This is a genomic window from Campylobacter sp. IFREMER_LSEM_CL2194 (genome assembly GCF_025771685.1).
Lineage (GTDB): Bacteria > Campylobacterota > Campylobacteria > Campylobacterales > Campylobacteraceae > Campylobacter_D.
The window spans coordinates 164,464-182,741 of sequence record NZ_JAKMQS010000001.1; the positions used below are offsets into that span (position 1 = coordinate 164,464).

Here is an 18,278-nt window from a genome sequence, read left to right on the forward strand (position 1 = left end):
AAAAGGTAAAAAATGAGTTTATTTTCTTGTGCAATCAAACGCTATAAAGATGGAAATCTTATTTTACAAATTTGCATAGGTATTATTTTAGGAATTTTAGTAGGTGTTTTTTCTAAAGATTTAGCTATTTTTGCAAATATTTTTGGTGCTTTATTTACAGGAGCTTTAAAAGCCATAGCACCGATTTTGGTTTTTATCTTAATCTTAACAACTATTTGCACAAAAGAATTTAATCATGGAAGCGAAAAAATAAAACATATCATTTTCTTATATATATTTGGAACTTTTTTAGCTTCTTTAAGCGCGGTTAGCATAAGCTTTGTCTTTCCCGTAGAATTAGTATTAACCGATATTGAAAAAGCTTCTACTACAAGCCCTGCACATATAGGCGAAGTATTTAAAACCTTACTTTTTCAAATCGTAGATAATCCTATCCACGCCTTATCTTCAGGAAATTATTTAAGTATATTAGCTTGGGCCATAGGTGGGGGTTTTGCTCTAAGGCACTGTTCAAATGACGCAAAACAACTTTTTACTGATATCAACGAAGGTGTATTAAAAATTGTTAAATTTATAGTCAAGCTTGCTCCATTTGGAATTTTTGGACTTGTAGCAAATTCAGTTGCTCAAACAGGAGCAGCAGGACTTTTAAGTTATGTTAAATTATTAATAATTTTAGTTTTAACCATGTTTTTTGTAGCCTTTGTGATTAATGCTTTAATTGTCTTTGCTTATACAAAGAAAAATCCTTATCCTTTGATTTTTATTTGCTTAAAACATAGCGCTGTTTTTGCATTTTTCACAAGAAGTTCTGCAGCAAACATCCCTGTAAATATGGCACTTTGCTCTAAATTAAATATCAATAATAATTTATATAGTATTTCTATTCCACTAGGCGCTACGATTAATATGGCAGGAGCAGCTGTAACCATAGCCATATTAAGTCTTGCAGCAGCTCACACAGTAGGCATTGAAATAAATTTTTTACAAGCTATGCTTTTGAGTGTTTTAGCCGCATTTGCAGCTTGTGGAGCTAGCGGGGTTGCTGGAGGCTCACTCTTACTTATACCACTTGCTTGCTCTTTGTTTAATATTGATTATGACATAGCCATGCAAGTAGTTGCGGTTGGATTTATCATAGGGGTTATCCAAGATAGCGTTGAAACAGCTTTAAATAGCTCAACAGACGTTTTATTTAGTGCTATTTGTTCAGATAATGAGCTTAATTTAAAAATTTAAGGAGGACTTATGAGGCATTTAATTACTACAAAAGATTTTAGCAATGATGAAATCTTGGCTTTATTTAAAGAAGCAAAAGAATTCCTAGATGAAAAACCGCGTACATTTTTAGAAGGAAAAAGTGTCACAACAATTTTCTTTGAAAATTCAACACGCACCCAATCAAGCTTTGAAACAGCTGCAAGAAGACTGGGTGCTAAAGTTTTAAAATTAGATGTTTCAAGAAGTAGCTCAAGTAAAGGTGAAACACTTTTTGATACTGCTGCGAATTTAGATGCAATGGCACCAAGTGCTATTATAGTTAGACACAAAAACTCAGGTGTGCCTCATACTTTAGCAAATTATACTCATTGTCCTATAGTTAATGGAGGCGATGGCAAACATGCTCATCCTACCCAAGCCTTACTTGATCTTTTTACTATAATGGAGCATTTTGATTATAATGTAAAAGGTAAAAAAATAGCAATAGTAGGAGATATTAAAAACTCGCGCGTTGCTGCTTCAAATTTAGAATTATTGCCTCGTTTTGGTATTGATATCGCCCTAGTAGCCCCGCCTCATTTTATGCCAAATTATCCTATTAAAAAAACAAATAAATTAAAAGAAGTCATTGATGATGTAGATATTATCATGAGTCTTAGAACACAAACTGAAAGACACAATATTCCAACCTATGCATCGCTTAAAGATTATGCAAATGATTTTTGCATTAGTAAAGATTTAATAAAAGATAAAAATCTCATTATCCTACATCCTGGTCCTGTGCATAGAAACATTGATATTAGCGATGAAGTAATGGCTGATAAAAGATGTAAGGTTTTAACTCAAGTTAAAAATGGTGTTGCCATTAGAATGGCTGTATTAAAAAAACTCATTTTAGAAAGCTAAAATCATGCAAAATTGGAACTTAAGTACATTATTTAAAGATGAGCAAGAATTAAATCTTTTTTTACAAAAAACCCAAGATGAAGCTTGTGAATTTAAAAAACAATATGAAAATAATCTTCATAGTTTAGACAATGAGCAATTTTTACAAGCTTTAAAAAATTATGAAGAATTAATCTTAAAACTTTCTCACATACTAACCTATGTGTATTTAAATTTTGCTCAAGATACCACCAAAGGTGCTTTTTATGCAAAATATGAAAATTTAAGTAAAAAAATAGAAGAAAATCTCTTATTTTTTGACCTTGAATTTTGCGAATTAAAAGAAGAAAAAAGCAAAACTTTTATCACATTTTGCAAAGATTATGAGTTTTATTTAAACAATCTTATCAAACACAAAAAACACAATCTTTCTAAAAAAGAAGAAAGAGTTATCCTAACTCTATCAAGTACAGGTTCAAATGCATTTGCAAGATTATTTGATGAAACCTTTAGTGCTTTAAAATTTAATTTTGAAGGACAAAAATTAAGCGAGGAAGAAATTCTAAGCAAGCTTTATGATAAAGATAGAAGCATTAGAAAAAAAGCTTCAAAATGCTTTAGTAAAACTTTAAAAAAGCAAAACAAACTTTTAGTATATATTTTCAATATGATTAAAAGTGAACTTGCTAGTATTTGTGAGTTAAGAGCCTATGAAAGTCCTGAAACTCCAAGACATATAAGAAATCAAATTTCTAAAAAAAGTGTTGATGCGCTTATTAGCACTAGCGAGAATAGTTTTGATATTGTTTCTAAATTTTATAATGCAAAGAAAAAAATTCTAGGGTATAAAAAGCTAAAAGATTATGATCGTTATGCACCCATTGGAAAAGAAATGCAAGTTGATTTTGATCAAGGAAAGGATATAGTTTTAAAAACCTTTGAAAAATTTTCTAAAGATTTTTACACCATAGCAAAAGAAGCTTTTGAGAATAATTGGATTGATGTCTATCCTAAAGAATTTAAACAAAGCGGTGCTTTTTCTCACTCAAGTACACCACTAAGCCATCCTTTCATACTTTTAAACTATACCAACCAAAGACGTGATCTTTTCACCCTAGCACATGAGCTAGGTCACACTATACATCAAAAACTTTCTTATAAAGTAAGTTTTTTAAATCAAGATACACCACTAACTACAGCAGAAACTGCTTCAGTGTTTGCAGAAATGTTGATTTTTGATTATATTAAAGAAAATTTAGACAAAGAAGAGCTTTTATCTTTATATGCAGCAAAAATAGAAGATATTTTTGCTACTCTTTATAGACAGATTAATTTTACTACTTTTGAACGCAGATTTCATGCTAAAAAAGAAGAGTTAAGCGCTCAAGAACTAAGTGAAATTTGGCTTGAAGAATCAAGAAAAATGTTTCAAGATAGCGTAGTTTTAACCAAAAATTATGGCCTTTGGTATTCTTATATACCGCATTTTATACACTCTCCATTTTACTGCTATGCTTATGCTTATGCACAACTTTTAGTTTTAGCACTTTATGGTCTATATAAAAGTGGTAAATGTCCTGATTTTACTTCAATTTATATTGAGTTTTTAAGTAGCGGGGGAAGTAAAAGTCCAAAAGAACTTGTAGCTATGTTTGGCTTTGATATAGAAAGTGATGAGTTTTGGAATATAGGCTTAGAGCAAGTTAGAATACTAGTAGATGAATTTTTAAGGCTAAGCAATGATTGATAAAATTTTAAATAATAAAAATTTTATAAGTTTAATGCAAAAAAGCATTTATGAATGTTTGCAAATTTTAACTCAAGAGAATATTGAGTTTAATATCATTGTAAATACTAAATTTGTTACACTCGAACCTCCTTTGCCACCAGAATTAGATGTAGTGAGTAAAAATCCTTATTGTCTTTTTGCTCTTGGTGGCTATACTTTTAAATCCATAGTTTTAACAAATGAACATATAGAATTTCATGCAGGTTTTGGCCCTGATGATTTTGCAACCTTTGTGAAAGTGGATTTAGGGGCAATTACTCAAATTCAAGTTGAAGATAATATCATTTTTGTTAATTTTTCAAACTATTTCAAAAAGCAAAATAATCAAAAATTAAAAGAAAAATCCATGAATGCTTTTTTAAATAATCCCAATAATAAAGATTTATTTAAAAAATGAGTTTTTTTGAAGGTTTAAATGATAGCCAAAAAGAAGCTATCATGCATATTGATGGAGCTATGTTGATACTAGCAGGTGCAGGTAGCGGAAAGACTAAAACCATTACCACTAGACTTGCTTATTTAATCGATCATGTAGGTATTCCTGCGCAAAATACCCTCACATTAACCTTTACAAATAAAGCTGCTAATGTAATGAAAACAAGAGCCTTAGCACTTTTACAAGATCAAAATTTACACAATCCCCTTTTATGTACTTTTCATAAATTTGGCTTGTTATTTTTAAGACTTTATAGCGAAAGAATTAATAGAGCAAATAATTTTGTCATTATTGATACAGATGATAAAAAGAAAATACTAAAAGATTTAGCTAACGAAAATTTGCAAAGCTCCTTAGCAAGTATAGGTGCTTATATTTCAAATTTTAAAAATCAAAGCAAAAGTGCTCAAGAAATACGCAAAGAACTAGAATTTTTAAAAGATGAAAAAAACAAAAATTACGAAGAAATCATTCATTTATATGAACAATATGAGCATTTTTTAATCCAAAATAATTTTATGGATTTTGATGATTTACTCATGCTAACTAATAAAATTTTAGAAGATGAACAATTTGCAAAAGAGCAAAGTCAAAAATATACTTATATAACAGTAGATGAATATCAAGATACCAATGCCTTGCAATATCAAATTCTAAAAAAACTTTGCACGTCTCATGAAAATATTTGTGTGGTGGGCGATGATGATCAAAGTATTTATGGTTGGCGTGGGGCTAAAATAGAAAATATCTTAAATTTCAAAGAGCAATTTAATAATGTAAAATTAGTCAAACTAGAGCAAAACTACCGATCAACTAGCGCTATTTTACAAGCTGCAAATGAACTTATAGAGCATAATAGAAAAAGACTAGGAAAAACTTTAATTTGCACCAAAGATGAGGGCGAAGAAATTACAATTTTACAAAATGATGATGAAAAAATTGAAAGTTTTAAGGTTGCAAGAGAAGTTTCAAAACTTTTAAACTCAGGGATTAATCCTAGTGAAATAGCCATACTTTATAGAGTAAATGCCCTATCTCGCGCTCTTGAAGAAGCTTTTAGCAAAGAAAAAATTCCTTTTAAATTGCTAAGTGGAATTCGTTTTTATGAAAGAGCTGAGATTAAAGATATCATTTCTTATTTAAGATTGCTTTCAAATTTAAATGATGATTATTCTTTTAAACGCATTATCAACCGCCCTAAAAGAAACTTTGGTAATGCAAGTTTAGAAAAGCTAGAAAATTATGCCAAAGAAAATCATTTGTCTTTATTTGAAAGCCTATGTGCTTTGCAAGGAAATGGATTTTTTAGCAAAAAAACAGACAAAGAATTAGAAAAATTCATACTAAGCATACACAAAATCAAAGAAAAAGATGATTTGCTTGCAATGATTTTAGCCTTAGAAGAAGAATTTAAAATCAAAGAATTTTATAAAGATAATCCAGAGGGTGAAGATAAACTTTTAAACATAGATGAACTTTATGCTAACTTAAAAGATAAAATCACTCATGGAAATTATAATGGCTTAGATGATATTTTAAATGAAATTTCTTTACTTAATGAGCAAGATGGACTTGATAAAGAAAGTATTTGTATTATGAGTATTCATGCAAGTAAAGGACTTGAGTTTGATAATGTTTTTATCATAGGCTTAGAAGAAGGATTTTTTCCACTCACTAGCGAATCCAGCAATATAGAAGAAGAAAGAAGACTTGCTTATGTAGCAATCACTAGAGCCAAGAAAAAACTTTATCTAAGCTATGCTAATTCTAGATTTTATAAAGGAAGTCGCACAAGATTAGAAAAAAGTAGATTTTTTGGCGAGAGCAATGTAATCAAAAAAGAATTAACACTAGATCATCAAAAAAATTGCTATAAAAAAGGCGATTTAATCAAACATAAAATTTTTGGCATAGGCAGAGTCACTGGGGTAAGTAAAATAGGTGCTGAAGAAAAACTCACGATTAATTTTGGAGGCATAGAAAGAATGATAATGTCAAGTTTTGTGGAAAAAGTAATATGAATAAACTTTTTGTAGCTTACAAACCAAGTGGAATGAGTTCTAATGCTTTTTTAGGCAAACTCAAGAAAAAATATAAAAATAAAAAAGCAGGTTTTTCAGGAACACTTGATCCTTTTGCAAAAGGTGTTTTACTCATAGCCTTTGATCAATACACAAAACTTTTTCGCTTTTTTGATAAAAATCCAAAAGTTTATAAAGCAACGCTTTGGCTAGGTGTGCATTCACTAAGCCTTGATAATCAAAATATCAAAGAGATCAATCTTATAAATGCTTTTGAAGAGAAAGTTTTAGAACAAATTAAAAATGAACTTTTAGGTAAAATCACCTACACCCCACCCGCATTTTGTGCAAAAAAAATAGATGGAGTGCGCTCTTATGAGCTTGCAAAAAGAGGTTTTGAAGTCAATTTAAAACCTTGCGTTATGGAAATTTTTTATACTAAAATTTTACACTATAACCACCCCTTTTTAACCATAGAAATAGCAGTTAGTGAGGGTTCTTATATACGCTCTTATTGTGAATTATTTGCTAGAAAACTTGGTATTAAAGCCACGCTAAGCTCATTAGAGCGTTTAAGTGAAGGAAGGTTTTTTTATGAAAATGAAAAAGAGTTAAATCCTTTAGCTTATTTAAATCTTAGAAAAAATACGATAAAATACCCCCAAAAATTACACAATGGACAAAAAATATTTTTGGACGATTTGGAAATTCAAGAAGAAGGTAGCTATATTTTAGAAGAAAAAGATTTTTTTTCTATCATTTCTATCCAAGATAATCAAGTGCAATATTATTTAAATAAGGTATTAAAATGTTAATTTTATCAAGAAAAGAAAATGAAAGTATAAAAATCGGAGATGATATAGAAATCAAAGTAGTTCAAACAGGCAAAGGCTATGCTAAAATAGGCATCGAAGCTCCAAAGTCTTTAATGATACTACGCAAAGAGCTTATCGAGCAAGTAAAAAGTGAAAATTTACATGCAATTAGTGATGAAACGATAAAACTTGATGATCTGAGTAAAAAGCTTAAAAAATGAAAGCTTACGCAAAAGCTAATATTTTTTTAAAAATCATAGGAATTGACTCAAGATCTTATCATTTATTACAATCACGCTTTGTTTTATTAAAAGATATTTTTGATGAATTAAGCTTTAGTGATGAAAAAACCAAAGAAGGGTTTGAAATTACTGGAAATTTTACTCAAGATACCATCATATGCAAAGCTTATAAAGAATTAGAAAATTTAGGATTTTCTAATGAATTAAATGAATTTTTTAAAGACAAAAGTTTAAAGCTTATCAAAAACATTCCCATAGGTGGAGGCCTTGGTGGAAGTAGCACTGATGCAGTGACATTTTTGCTTATGATTAACGAATCTTTAAATTTAAAACTTAACCAACAACAACTTGAACAAATCTGCCAAAAACTCGGTTCTGATTTAATCTTTTTTTTAAGTGGATATGATAGTGCAAATGTTAGCGGGTGTGGCGAGATTGTAGAATATTTTGAAGATGATTTTAGCCAACTTGATTTTACTTTTCCTGCTATTGAATGCTCAAGCGCAAAAGTATATAAAGCATTTGATGAAAGCTCATACGATTTAACAGCAAATTTAAATTTAGCCAAAACACTTAAAACACTTAAAACAAGTGAAATTTTAGAGTATAAAAATACTGATTTAAACGACTTATTTGCTCCTTGTGTAAAAATTTATCCTAAAATGCAAACTTTTCTTAATGAGGCTTATTTTTTAAGTGGAAGTGGAAGTGGAGTTTTTAAGGCTAAATAATGAAAAAAACTATAGTAAAAAACAAAAAAGCTTTTTTTGATTATGAAATTTTGGAAAAATTTGAAGCAGGTATTGTTTTAAAAGGTTCTGAGGTAGTAGCATTAAGAGCTAGTAGAGCAAATTTAAAAGATTCTTTTGTGCGTATTATCAAAGGTGAAATTTTCTTACTTAATGCTCATATTTCTCATCTTAGTACTACACATTCTTTTTATAAGCATGATGAAAAAGGCGCGCGAAAACTTTTAATGCATAAAAAGCAAATCGATAGGCTTTTTGGTAAAATTAGCACTCAAGGCTTTACTATAGTTCCATTAGAACTTTATTTTAATGAAAAAAATAAAGCAAAAGTCTTAATAGCCTTAGCTAAAGGAAAAAACTTACACGATAAAAGAGAAAGTTTAAAGAAAAAACAAGCAGATCTTGAGGCAAGAGCTGCTATGAAAAATCATTATTAAAAAAGGATTTTGATGAAAAAATTTGCTTATTTATTTTTTACATTTGCTTTTGCATTTTTAATAAATGCTTGTTCAAGTGAAGAAAAAATTGAAAATGAATTTGCGTTTGCTGAGTATAAAATGGGCGATGAAATTCTTTTAAAAAGTGTCAATGGAGGTGAAAAAACCTTAGTAAGAACACAAAATGGTTTTGTGGTAAAGGGCGAAGAGAATAAAATTTTAATGTTTGATTTTTTTGGAACCTTTTGCACACCTTGCCAAGAAGAAGCTGCCCATCTAACAAGCTTATGGCAAAAAAATACAGATAATTTTATCATCATGGGGCTTAGTCATTTTGAAAATGTAAGCGATCAAACTGTAAAAGATTTTGCCATTAAATATGGGGCGTATTATTTTTTAAGCAATTCTAAAGAAAATGATAGAATTGTCGCACAAGCTTTAAAAGATATCAACTATCAAAGCATGGAGCAACTTCCTTTTAAAGTGGTTTTAAAAGATGGTATTTATCAAGATTTAACAGACTTTTGGAATAAAGACTCAAAAAATTATGTGAAATATTATCTTGGGAAAGTTTCTACTGAGATTATACAAGAAGATATTAATAGGATATTAAATGGGTCTAAAAAGTGAAATTTTAGAGCAACAAAAACTAGCAGAACCTAAAATGTTTAAGGTTTTGCTTTTAAATGATGATGTTACCACTATGGATTTTGTAATTGAAATTTTAATGAATATTTTTCATCATGATTTTGAAAAAGCAAGTGCGATCATGCTTGAAATCCATCATCAAGGAAGTGGAGTTTGTGGCATATACACAGAAGAAATTGCACTTAGCAAAAAACAGCAAGTTGACATGGCAGCAAAAAACAATGATTTTCCACTCCAAACAAGGATAGAAGAACAATGAAATATAAAGAATTAATTGACTCATTTATACCAAATGCAAGACATTTAAGCTTTATCAATCATCATGAATTTATCACTTGTGAGCATTTGCTTTTTGCTTTAGTTAAACTTAGCAATGACTTTAAAAATCTACTTGAAGAAATTGGAGATGGTGATTTACAAGGCTTTGAAAATGAGTTAAAAAACTACTTAGCTAAAAATAACGAAATTTTAAAAAAAGAAATAGAACCTATTTTTTCTGTGATCTTGGAAAATATATTACACAAGCTAAATGCAAAAAATCAAACAAGTGTGATTGATTTTATCATAGCACTTTGCAAAGAAGAAAAAGCTTATTCTTATAATATTTTAAAAAAACACCTAATAGAAGAAGAAAAAATAAAAGAATTGTTACAAAATGCTGAATTTGAAAATTTAAAAACCCATACCATAGAGCTAGTTGAGCTTGCAAAAAAAGGTAAAATAGATCCTGTTATAGGTAGGAAATTTGAACTTGAAAGAATGATGCAAATTCTAAGCCGTCGCAAGAAAAATAATCCTATTTTGGTTGGTGAACCAGGTGTTGGTAAAAGTGCCATTATAGATGGACTAGCGCTAGCTATAGCTGAAGAAAAAGTGCCAAAACATTTAAAAAACTCAAAAATTTATAGTCTTGATATGGCAAGCTTGCTTTCAGGGACAAAATACAGAGGTGATTTTGAAAAAAGATTAAAAGATATCATTAAAGAATTAGAAAATATCCCTAATGCTATTTTATTTATAGATGAAATTCACACCATAGTAGGAACTGGCGCAAGCAATGAAAGTCATGCAGATATGTCAAATTTATTAAAACCTGTACTAAGTAATGGCAATATCAAATGCATAGGAGCAACTACTTTTATAGAATATAAAAACACCTTCGATAAAAACAAAGCTCTAAGTAGAAGATTTGCAAAAATTGATATAGATGAACCAAGCGAAGAAGAATGTTTTTTAATCTTACAAGGCTTAAAAAGCAAATATGAAAATTTTCACAAAATCAAAATTAGTGATGAAATTTTACAAACAAGTATAAAATTAGCAAAACAATTTTTACATGATAAATTTTTACCAGATAGCGCGATTGATTTAATCGATGAGCTTGGTGCAAGCTTTGCTTTAGAAGATAAAAAAAGTAAAAAAATAGTAAAAATAAAAGATTTAGAAAATACTTTAGCAAGAATGACGCATTCCCATAAAATTTATGAAAGCGATCAAGGTAAAATTCTTAAGAACTTAGAGCATGATTTAAAACAAAACATTTTTGGACAAGATGAAGCTATTAAAGCTTTATGTTCTATTTTAAAACAAAGCTATGCAGGATTAAAAGGTAAAAACACCCCAAAAGGCGTGTTTTTATTTACCGGTTCAAGCGGGGTTGGTAAAACCGAACTTGCGAAAAATTTAGCACAAATTTTAAATCTTAATCTTGAAAGATTTGACATGAGTGAATACTCACAAAAACATGATGTGAGCAAACTCATAGGAACTTCAGCAGGTTATGTGGGCTATGAAGATGGTGGCTTGCTTAGTAATAGTATTAGAAAAAATCCTTTTAGCGTAGTTTTATTTGATGAGATAGAAAAAGCTCATCCTGATTTAACTAATACTTTTTTGCAAATTTTTGATAATGCAAGTTTAACGGATAATAGTGGATTAAAAGCTGATTTTAAAAATACTATTATCATTATGACCTCTAATTTAGGCTTAAAAGAAAGTAATGAGCTTGGTTTTTTAAGCAGTGATAAAGAAAAAAACAATAAAGCCATAAAAGATTTTTTTGCGCCTGAATTTATCAACCGTATAGATAAAATCATTCATTTTAATGACTTAAATCAAGAAATTTTAGAACAAATCGTCCAAAAAGAGCTAGATTTAATGGCGAAAAATTTAAATAATATCACCATAGAAGCTGATAAAAAAGTAAAAGAATTTCTTGCTAAAAAAACCAATAACAAAGAATTTGGAGTCAGATTATTAAAACGCATTATTGCTGAAGAATTAGGAGAAAGATTGAGCGATGAGATTTTATTTGGAAAATTAAAAAATGGTGGTAAATTAAAACTCAAACTTTCCAAAAATGAAAAAATCGAATTTGTATTCTAAACTTTTAAAAAGCCCTGATGATGCGCCTGTTTTTATTAGTGAAAAACTGGAGGTAGACTTTATACCTCATGCTTATAGCTTAGGGCTTTTTCCATGGACTAGTAATCCTGTTACTTGGTGGTGCCCTTCTCCTAGAATGGTGCTTTTACCTAATGAAGTGCGTATACAAAAAAGCATAAAAAAAGCTTTAAAAACTTATGAAATAAGACTTGATTTTGATTTTAACTCGCTTATAAGTCATTGTGCAAAAAGAAAAAAAACTTGGATAAGTCAAGAGTTTATACAAGTTTATACAAAGCTTTTTGAGCAAAATTTAGCTCATAGTGTTGAAGTTTATGAAAATGATGTTTTAATCGGTGGTTTATATGGACTTATCATAGGCAAAATATTTTTTGGCGAAAGCATGATAAGCCTTAAAAAAGATGCTTCAAAAGTAGCCCTAATAAGACTTTGTGAGCTTTTAAAACCATATGATTTTTTAATAGATTGTCAAGTGCCTAATGAGCATTTAAAATTTATGGGCGCTAAAGAAATGACAAAAAAAGATTTTTTAAAAACACTAGAAAAAAAAGTTTCGCTTGAAAGTGGCTTTAAAAATTTCAAAAATTTACTATAAAAAGATATACTTATAGATAAACAAAATTGCATAAATATTTTGGAATGATTTTTGCTTTTAGTCTATAAAAGCTTTATTTTAAAGGAAAAATTATGATAAGCCCTTTTAAATCAAAAGAACTTATTGTTGATGCTTTAGCAGGAAGAAATCTAAGAAGTCAAATGATTAATTCCAACCTTGCAAATGTTGATACTCCTTTTTATAAAGCAAGAGATATAGAATTTGAAACTGCTTTAGTTAATAGAGCAAATGAAATTTTTAAAAAGAAAGATACTAAAGAGCTTGAATTAGCAAGTACAAATGCAAATCATCAAAAACCTTGGAAATTTCCAGATCCTAATAAATCAACCATTTATTTAAGAGATGGGCATTTAGCAAGAAATGATGCAAATACAGTAGATCTTGATGTAGAAACTACTGAAATGAGTAAAAATACTATGATGATTACTGCTTTAGATGGTGTTTTAAGAAGACAAAGTAATATTTTTTCAACCATCATAGAAACAAGCTCTAAATTAGGCTAGGAGAAAAACAATGGCTTATTTAAGTGATTTTGATATTAGCGGATACGGACTTAGCGCTCAACGCTTTAGAATGAATGTAATTAGCTCAAATATAGCTAATGCAAACACTACCAGAACAGCAGAAGGCGGACCGTATAGAAGAAGAGAAGTGATTTTTAAAGCGACTGATTTTAACGAATTACTAAATAAGCAAATCGCTAAAGATAATAATTTTTTAGAATATGAAAATCCTTTAAACGACCCAGCTTCACAAAAAGATGCAAAACCTGCTATAATGAGCGTAGTGGTTGATAAGGTTGTAAGAGATGATAAAGATTTTCGTATGAAATTTGATCCATCTCATCCAGATGCAAATGAACAAGGTTATGTTGCTTTTCCAAATATAAACCCTGTCATTGAAATGGCCGATTTAATAGAAGCAACAAGAGCTTACCAAGCAAATGTAAGCGCTTTTACAAGCACTAAAACTATAGCACAAAGTGCGATAGATTTACTAAGAGGTTAATAAATGAACACTATTAATGGTATAAATCAATTTAACAATGTTAACAATAAAAATAACAACAACTCAAATAATATAGGTAATGAATTTTCAAGCTTATTAAAAAATTCTATTAACAACCTTAATAAAACTCAAGAAACAGCTGAAGCTGCTATGGTAGACATCGCAACAGGTGAAGTAAAAGACTTACACCAAGCAGCAATTGCTATTAGCAAAGCTGAATCAAGTATGAAATTTATGCTTGAAGTTAGAAATAAGGCTATAAACGCATATAAAGAAATTTCAAGAACTCAAATTTAATATATGCTTTCAAACACCATTAGAAATAGAGTTTCAAAGGTAGCTTTTGCTTTTTGTATGGCTCTGTTTTTTATGGCCTTGTTTTTACTTTCTACTTTTTTTCTAACCTCAAAACGCCATATACCAAATACCCAAAAAGAACAATATTTTTCCGCTCTTAGAGGTAATATCATCACAAGCGATAATTTTACAGTAACTTCTAGTAGGCAAATTTATAGAGCAGAGATTGATCTAAGAAGTTTAAATCCTGATAAAAAAGATTTATTTTTAACACTTTTTCAGATTTATAGTGGCGCAAGCGATGAGCAAATGCAAGATATCAAAAAAAGAATGCTTGCAAAAAAAAGAAGAAGTTATAATTTTATTTTACTCCAAGATATTAACTCAAAAGATGCAAGTTATTTAAAAGAATTAGCTAAAAAGCTTTATACTCAAGGTTTTTTTAAGTCTTTTACAAATAACAACGGCAGAGTTGAAACAAGAGGACTTGATATCATAGAACACAAAGAAGATCGCGTGTATATGCCAAAAGACTCACTTACTCCTATCATAGGCTACACAAGAACTTATATGGATGAAAAAAGCGAAATTTTTAAAAATGTCGGCATAAAAGGTTTAGAAAAATACTACAATGAATGCTTAAGCCCTTTACAAAATGCAAAAATCCAAGGTTTAAGAGATATAGGTGGCAATATTATCTTAAATTTGCACTCTTATGAAAAGCGTAAAATAGATGGATGTAATTTATACTTAAATATTTCACTAAAACTTCAAAAAGGCTTAGAAAAGGCTATTGATAAAAGAAATGAAGATCTAAAAGCTAATGAAATTATAGTTGCAATTATGGAAAGTAAAAGTGGAAAAATTTTAGCCCTTGCTAGCTCAAGAAGATACGATCCGCAAAATCGTGGAAAAGATCTATCTGTACTTAATGCAAGCGCGATAGAATATGGCTATGAAGCAGGTTCTGTTATAAAGCCTTTTATATTTACCACTGCTTTAATGCTTGATAAAATCAAAGTCAATGAAATCATCAACACTCAAGGCGGTCAATACAAGCTTGGTCGTTTTACCATACGCGATGATCATAGAAAAGATAAAATGAGCATGGAAGAAGTTATCACCTACTCTTCAAATGTCGGCATGATTAAAATCGCCCAAAGATTAAGCAATCTTGAAATCATCTCAGGGCTTAGAATTTTTCGTTTTGGAGAAAGAAGTGGTATTGATCTTCCTTATGAACAAAAAGGAGAAATACCAAATCCAAAAAGATTAAGAGAAGTAGAAAAATCTGTATTAAGCTATGGTTATGGCTTAAAAACAACTTTTATGCAACTTCTAGCTGCTTATAATGTATTTAACAATGATGGAATTTATATCACACCACAAATTGCAAATAAAATTTATCAAGATGGACGCTTAATAAAACTTGATGATGAAGTTAAAAAAGAAAAAATTCTCTCAAGTAAAGCTGCCAAAGAAATGCAACAAATTTTAATCAATGTTATAGAAAAAGGAACAGGTAAAAAAGCACAAACTCAAGGCATTATCATAGGTGGTAAAACAGGAACTGCTAGGATTGCTGAAAGAAAAGGCTATACTTCAAATCGCTACAATGCTTCATTTTTTGGCTTTGCAAATGATGAGAAAAACAATTACACCATAGGGGTTTTGGTGAGAAATCCTACCAAGGCTTATAGTTATTATGCTGCACAAAGTGCTTTACCTATGTTTAAAGATACAGTAAATCTTATGATAAAAGAAAGTTATTTAAAGCCTATAGAGAACAAAACGATAAAAACTAATCCAAACTAACTTTAAAATTTAGAGTTTTATTTGACTCTAAACTAAACAATTTAAAATAAACTCTATAAACTCATCACTATTATTAGGGCAAGCAATAAGCTCATAATCACTTTTTGCTAAGTGTCTATACTCAACTCCAAGTTCAAAAATCGTTTCAGAGCAATCTATGCAAAAAGATATAGGATAAATCAAAGCTTTTTGATCTAAATTTGCTAAAATATCACTTGTATTAGGTTCAAGCCATTTCACTGGACCTAGTTTTGATTGATACGATAAAATGATTTGTTCAAATTCATTTTTAAGTTTTTCTTTTAAGATACCCACATGCTCTTGCACATGTTTTTCATATAAATCACCTTTTTTAATCACCGAAAGCGGTAAAGAATGGGCAGAAAAAATCAAAGTTTTATAATCACATTCTTTCTTTTTTTCTAAAATATGCTTTATAATCATTTCATTATAAAGTTCATCTTTATAAAAAACATCAATGATTTTTACATTAGCTTGATTTTGGATATTTCTTAGCTCATTTTGCACCACTTCTAAAGAACTAGTTACAGTGGTTTTAGAATGATGAGGATATAAAGGAAATAAAATGATTTCATCATTTTTTTGAAAATCATATTTTGAAAAAACCTCATTTACAAAGGGTGGTACATATAGACTGATAAAATCAAAGCTATATTCTCTAGTTTTAGAATTTAATTTATCACATAAACTTTGTGTGATTTGAGTAAGCGGGGACTTCCCACCCATTTTTTCATAGTTTTGCTTCATAGCTTTTAGTCTTGATTTTCTTATCATAAAGGCTACAAATTTTCTTAAAAAAACATTTTTTATCCCTAAAATATAAGGATCATTAAACATATTTTTTAAAAAAACTTCACATTCTTCAAGTTTATTAACCCCGCCCATATTTAAAAAAAATACATATTTCACTATCAAACACCTTCTAAAATTTCTTGCACTCTCAAAGCATCTTCAATGCTAGCTAAATTTTTACAAACCCCATTTTGCAAAAGCTCAAAAAAGGCTTCATGCTCAGCATATAAAGGAGAGTTTTCATATAAATTTGGAATTTTTTGCATATTGATAAAAAGTTCAAAATTTTTAAGATCAAGTTCATAAGTATGTTTTTTACCTAAAAGTGCGATTTTTCTTATAACACATTGTCCATTCCAGCTATCATGAATACTTGCTAAGATATTTTCTAATTTTAAGCTTATCATTACCTCATCTTCAAATTTATCATGATGGAAGCTTTTATAAATATTTGCTTTTAAAATTTGCTCTTGACTTAAAAATCTAACTAAGTCAATATCATGCACACTAAGATCACTTAAAACACCTACATCGTTTATTCTTTGTGGATAAGGCGAAATTCTTTGTATATTAATACTTATAATCTCATCTTCTAAAAGTTTTTCTTTAAAAGTTAAAATAGCAGGATTAAATCTCTCGCAAAAACCCACCCCTACTCTGACTTTGTTTTCTCTAGCTTTTTGCTCTAAGATTAAAATTTCATCAACATTTAACGCCAAAGGCTTTTCTATCAAAACATTTTTTATTTTAGGAAAAACCTTTAAAGCTATATCTAAATGCGTATGAGTAGGTGTAGCAATGATAACACCATCAAGATTTTGTGCTAAAAAATCATCAAAATTTTTATGAAAAAAGTGTTTAAATTTATCTTTGCAAAAAGGATCATAAAGATGAATTTCTTTTACTTTTAAATTACGCTCAAGTTCTCTTAAATGGTTTTTACCCATTTTACCAAGACCTATAAGCCCTATTTTCATTTAAAAGCCTCTATCACTCTAGCTTGGTGCTCTTCTTTTAAAAATGCACTCATAGGTAAGGATAAAATTTCATCACTTAAAAGTTCTGTATTTGGTAAATCGCCTTTTTTATAAGCAAGATAATCAAAAGCTTCTTGCAAATGAAGCCCTAAAGGATAATGCACCGCAGTAGGTATGCCTTGCTCTTGTAATTTTTGCATGAAATTTTCTCTATTCTTTACACGCACGCTATATTGAGCCTGGGCACTCACAAAATCATCTTTCCTTGGTGGTAAAATACAATTTTTTAAATTTTCATCATAAATTTTTGCTATTGCTTCTCTTTTTTTAATCTCTTCATCTAAGTATTTTAATTTCACATTTAAAATAGCTGCTTGGATAGTATCAAGCCTTCCATTAATACCGATGTATTTATGTTTATATCTTTGTATTTGTCCATGATTTAAATAAATTTTTATTTTTTGCGCTAATTCATCATCTTGGGTAAAAATCGCCCCGCCATCTCCATAAGCACCTAAAGGCTTAGACGGAAAAAAGCTTGTGCATGATATATCAGCTATAGCACATGATTTTATACCCTTTTGACTAGCTCCAAAACTTTGCGCACTATCTTCTATCAAAGCAATATTTTGACTTTTACAAAGCTCTTTTAGAGCAAACATATCAGGCATAAGTCCAAAAATACTCACAGCAATTACAGCTTTAGTTTTAGGCGTGATAGCACTTTGAACTTTTTCTAAACTAAGATTATAATCTTTAAAATCAATATCTACAAAAACAGGTTTAGCGCCGATTAGAGCAACCATTTCAGCTGTAGCTATAAAGGTAAAACTTGGCACTATTACCTCATCATCTTTACCTACACCCAAAGCCATCAAGGCTAAAAATAACGCACTTGTACCACTTGAACAACCTATTGCGTGTTTAATACCTACATATTTAGCTAAATTATATTCAAACTCTTCTAATTTTGCACCACCTATAAAAGAAGTGCTTTGTAAAATTTCACTAATAGCCTCATCGATTTCATTTTTATAAGCATTATATTGAGCATTTAAGTCTATAAAAGGAATTTTCATTGTATTACCTTAGTAAATTTAAAA

General features: G+C 29.5%; 20 protein-coding genes. 17 read left to right on the plus strand and 3 right to left on the minus strand.

Annotated features, from left to right (window positions below):
• Nucleotides 1-12: 12 nt before the first annotated feature.
• The 17 genes from sstT (at nucleotide 13) to L8V79_RS00940 (ending at nucleotide 15,385) form a co-directional block, all read left to right on the plus strand.
• Nucleotides 13-1,239 carry a serine/threonine transporter SstT gene (gene sstT, locus L8V79_RS00860; protein WP_263702142.1) on the plus strand — a complete coding sequence of 409 codons (1,227 nt, stop codon included), beginning with the start codon at nucleotides 13-15 and terminating at the stop codon, nucleotides 1,237-1,239.
• 9 nt (nucleotides 1,240-1,248) lie between these two features.
• Nucleotides 1,249-2,127, plus strand: a complete 879-nt coding sequence (locus L8V79_RS00865; protein WP_263702143.1) for an aspartate carbamoyltransferase catalytic subunit — start codon at nucleotides 1,249-1,251, stop codon at nucleotides 2,125-2,127.
• A gap of 4 nt (nucleotides 2,128-2,131) precedes the next feature.
• Nucleotides 2,132-3,853: a M3 family oligoendopeptidase gene (locus tag L8V79_RS00870; RefSeq protein WP_263702144.1), complete on the plus strand. Its 1,722-nt coding sequence runs from the start codon at nucleotides 2,132-2,134 to the stop codon at nucleotides 3,851-3,853.
• Complete coding sequence (locus L8V79_RS00875; RefSeq protein ID WP_263702145.1) at nucleotides 3,846-4,292, plus strand: hypothetical protein; 447 nt, start codon at nucleotides 3,846-3,848, stop codon at nucleotides 4,290-4,292. The genes L8V79_RS00870 and L8V79_RS00875 overlap by 8 nt, the downstream gene beginning before the upstream one ends.
• Nucleotides 4,289-6,352, plus strand: coding sequence for an ATP-dependent helicase (locus L8V79_RS00880; protein ID WP_263702146.1), 2,064 nt, complete (start codon nucleotides 4,289-4,291; stop codon nucleotides 6,350-6,352). The genes L8V79_RS00875 and L8V79_RS00880 overlap by 4 nt, the downstream gene beginning before the upstream one ends.
• Nucleotides 6,349-7,167 carry a tRNA pseudouridine(55) synthase TruB gene (gene truB, locus L8V79_RS00885; RefSeq protein ID WP_263702147.1) on the plus strand — a complete coding sequence of 273 codons (819 nt, stop codon included), beginning with the start codon at nucleotides 6,349-6,351 and terminating at the stop codon, nucleotides 7,165-7,167. The genes L8V79_RS00880 and truB overlap by 4 nt, the downstream gene beginning before the upstream one ends.
• On the plus strand, nucleotides 7,161-7,388 hold the full coding sequence (csrA, locus tag L8V79_RS00890) for a carbon storage regulator CsrA (protein WP_012661763.1): 228 nt from the start codon (nucleotides 7,161-7,163) through the stop codon (nucleotides 7,386-7,388). The genes truB and csrA overlap by 7 nt, the downstream gene beginning before the upstream one ends.
• Nucleotides 7,385-8,140 (plus strand): 4-(cytidine 5'-diphospho)-2-C-methyl-D-erythritol kinase, encoded by a 756-nt coding sequence (locus L8V79_RS00895; RefSeq protein WP_263702148.1) that lies wholly within the window; start codon nucleotides 7,385-7,387, stop codon nucleotides 8,138-8,140. The genes csrA and L8V79_RS00895 overlap by 4 nt, the downstream gene beginning before the upstream one ends.
• Entirely contained in the window at nucleotides 8,140-8,595 is a 456-nt protein-coding gene (smpB, locus tag L8V79_RS00900; protein WP_039668585.1) for an SsrA-binding protein SmpB, read from the plus strand. Before L8V79_RS00895 ends, smpB begins: the two co-directional genes overlap by 1 nt.
• A gap of 12 nt (nucleotides 8,596-8,607) precedes the next feature.
• Nucleotides 8,608-9,225 (plus strand): thioredoxin domain-containing protein, encoded by a 618-nt coding sequence (locus L8V79_RS00905; RefSeq protein ID WP_263702149.1) that lies wholly within the window; start codon nucleotides 8,608-8,610, stop codon nucleotides 9,223-9,225.
• On the plus strand, nucleotides 9,209-9,502 hold the full coding sequence (locus tag L8V79_RS00910) for an ATP-dependent Clp protease adaptor ClpS (RefSeq protein WP_263663090.1): 294 nt from the start codon (nucleotides 9,209-9,211) through the stop codon (nucleotides 9,500-9,502). Before L8V79_RS00905 ends, L8V79_RS00910 begins: the two co-directional genes overlap by 17 nt.
• Nucleotides 9,499-11,628 (plus strand): AAA family ATPase, encoded by a 2,130-nt coding sequence (locus L8V79_RS00915; protein ID WP_263702150.1) that lies wholly within the window; start codon nucleotides 9,499-9,501, stop codon nucleotides 11,626-11,628. Before L8V79_RS00910 ends, L8V79_RS00915 begins: the two co-directional genes overlap by 4 nt.
• On the plus strand, nucleotides 11,603-12,244 hold the full coding sequence (gene aat, locus L8V79_RS00920; protein WP_263702151.1) for a leucyl/phenylalanyl-tRNA--protein transferase: 642 nt from the start codon (nucleotides 11,603-11,605) through the stop codon (nucleotides 12,242-12,244). Before L8V79_RS00915 ends, aat begins: the two co-directional genes overlap by 26 nt.
• Before the next feature lie 92 nt (nucleotides 12,245-12,336).
• Nucleotides 12,337-12,768 carry a flagellar basal body rod protein FlgB gene (gene flgB, locus L8V79_RS00925; protein ID WP_039668590.1) on the plus strand — a complete coding sequence of 144 codons (432 nt, stop codon included), beginning with the start codon at nucleotides 12,337-12,339 and terminating at the stop codon, nucleotides 12,766-12,768.
• A 10-nt stretch (nucleotides 12,769-12,778) separates the two neighbouring features.
• Nucleotides 12,779-13,273 (plus strand): flagellar basal body rod protein FlgC, encoded by a 495-nt coding sequence (gene flgC / locus L8V79_RS00930; RefSeq protein WP_039618718.1) that lies wholly within the window; start codon nucleotides 12,779-12,781, stop codon nucleotides 13,271-13,273.
• 3 nt (nucleotides 13,274-13,276) lie between these two features.
• On the plus strand, nucleotides 13,277-13,570 hold the full coding sequence (gene fliE / locus L8V79_RS00935; protein WP_263702152.1) for a flagellar hook-basal body complex protein FliE: 294 nt from the start codon (nucleotides 13,277-13,279) through the stop codon (nucleotides 13,568-13,570).
• Nucleotides 13,571-13,573: 3 nt separating this feature from the next.
• The gene (locus L8V79_RS00940; RefSeq protein WP_263702153.1) at nucleotides 13,574-15,385 is read left to right on the plus strand and encodes a peptidoglycan D,D-transpeptidase FtsI family protein; all 1,812 of its coding nucleotides are present in this window, start codon (nucleotides 13,574-13,576) and stop codon (nucleotides 15,383-15,385) included.
• Nucleotides 15,386-15,412: 27 nt separating this feature from the next.
• Here L8V79_RS00940 and hemH read toward each other — a convergent pair whose 3' ends face one another.
• From hemH to L8V79_RS00955, 3 genes are read right to left on the minus strand one after another with little or no spacing between them, the layout of a single operon-like run.
• Complete coding sequence (hemH, locus tag L8V79_RS00945; RefSeq protein ID WP_263702154.1) at nucleotides 15,413-16,315, minus strand: ferrochelatase; 903 nt, start codon at nucleotides 16,313-16,315, stop codon at nucleotides 15,413-15,415.
• A 2-nt stretch (nucleotides 16,316-16,317) separates the two neighbouring features.
• The gene (locus tag L8V79_RS00950) at nucleotides 16,318-17,175 is read right to left on the minus strand and encodes a Gfo/Idh/MocA family protein (protein WP_263702155.1); all 858 of its coding nucleotides are present in this window, start codon (nucleotides 17,173-17,175) and stop codon (nucleotides 16,318-16,320) included.
• Nucleotides 17,172-18,248, minus strand: coding sequence for a DegT/DnrJ/EryC1/StrS family aminotransferase (locus L8V79_RS00955; protein ID WP_263702170.1), 1,077 nt, complete (start codon nucleotides 18,246-18,248; stop codon nucleotides 17,172-17,174). The genes L8V79_RS00950 and L8V79_RS00955 overlap by 4 nt, the downstream gene beginning before the upstream one ends.
• Nucleotides 18,249-18,278: the final 30 nt, after the last annotated feature.

What these genes read in the sequence shown, in the direction of transcription:
- sstT (WP_263702142.1), top strand. Translation starts at nt 13, where the DNA reads ATGAGTTTATTTTCTTGTGCAATCAAACGCTATAAAGATGGAAATCTT.
- L8V79_RS00865 (WP_263702143.1), top strand. Translation starts at nt 1,249, where the DNA reads ATGAGGCATTTAATTACTACAAAAGATTTTAGCAATGATGAAATCTTG.
- L8V79_RS00870 (WP_263702144.1), top strand. Translation starts at nt 2,132, where the DNA reads ATGCAAAATTGGAACTTAAGTACATTATTTAAAGATGAGCAAGAATTA.
- L8V79_RS00875 (WP_263702145.1), top strand. Translation starts at nt 3,846, where the DNA reads ATGATTGATAAAATTTTAAATAATAAAAATTTTATAAGTTTAATGCAA.
- L8V79_RS00880 (WP_263702146.1), top strand. Translation starts at nt 4,289, where the DNA reads ATGAGTTTTTTTGAAGGTTTAAATGATAGCCAAAAAGAAGCTATCATG.
- truB (WP_263702147.1), top strand. Translation starts at nt 6,349, where the DNA reads ATGAATAAACTTTTTGTAGCTTACAAACCAAGTGGAATGAGTTCTAAT.
- csrA (WP_012661763.1), top strand. Translation starts at nt 7,161, where the DNA reads ATGTTAATTTTATCAAGAAAAGAAAATGAAAGTATAAAAATCGGAGAT.
- L8V79_RS00895 (WP_263702148.1), top strand. Translation starts at nt 7,385, where the DNA reads ATGAAAGCTTACGCAAAAGCTAATATTTTTTTAAAAATCATAGGAATT.
- smpB (WP_039668585.1), top strand. Translation starts at nt 8,140, where the DNA reads ATGAAAAAAACTATAGTAAAAAACAAAAAAGCTTTTTTTGATTATGAA.
- L8V79_RS00905 (WP_263702149.1), top strand. Translation starts at nt 8,608, where the DNA reads ATGAAAAAATTTGCTTATTTATTTTTTACATTTGCTTTTGCATTTTTA.
- L8V79_RS00910 (WP_263663090.1), top strand. Translation starts at nt 9,209, where the DNA reads ATGGGTCTAAAAAGTGAAATTTTAGAGCAACAAAAACTAGCAGAACCT.
- L8V79_RS00915 (WP_263702150.1), top strand. Translation starts at nt 9,499, where the DNA reads ATGAAATATAAAGAATTAATTGACTCATTTATACCAAATGCAAGACAT.
- aat (WP_263702151.1), top strand. Translation starts at nt 11,603, where the DNA reads ATGAAAAAATCGAATTTGTATTCTAAACTTTTAAAAAGCCCTGATGAT.
- flgB (WP_039668590.1), top strand. Translation starts at nt 12,337, where the DNA reads ATGATAAGCCCTTTTAAATCAAAAGAACTTATTGTTGATGCTTTAGCA.
- flgC (WP_039618718.1), top strand. Translation starts at nt 12,779, where the DNA reads ATGGCTTATTTAAGTGATTTTGATATTAGCGGATACGGACTTAGCGCT.
- fliE (WP_263702152.1), top strand. Translation starts at nt 13,277, where the DNA reads ATGAACACTATTAATGGTATAAATCAATTTAACAATGTTAACAATAAA.
- L8V79_RS00940 (WP_263702153.1), top strand. Translation starts at nt 13,574, where the DNA reads ATGCTTTCAAACACCATTAGAAATAGAGTTTCAAAGGTAGCTTTTGCT.
- L8V79_RS00950 (WP_263702155.1), bottom strand. Translation starts at nt 17,175, where the DNA reads ATGAAAATAGGGCTTATAGGTCTTGGTAAAATGGGTAAAAACCATTTA.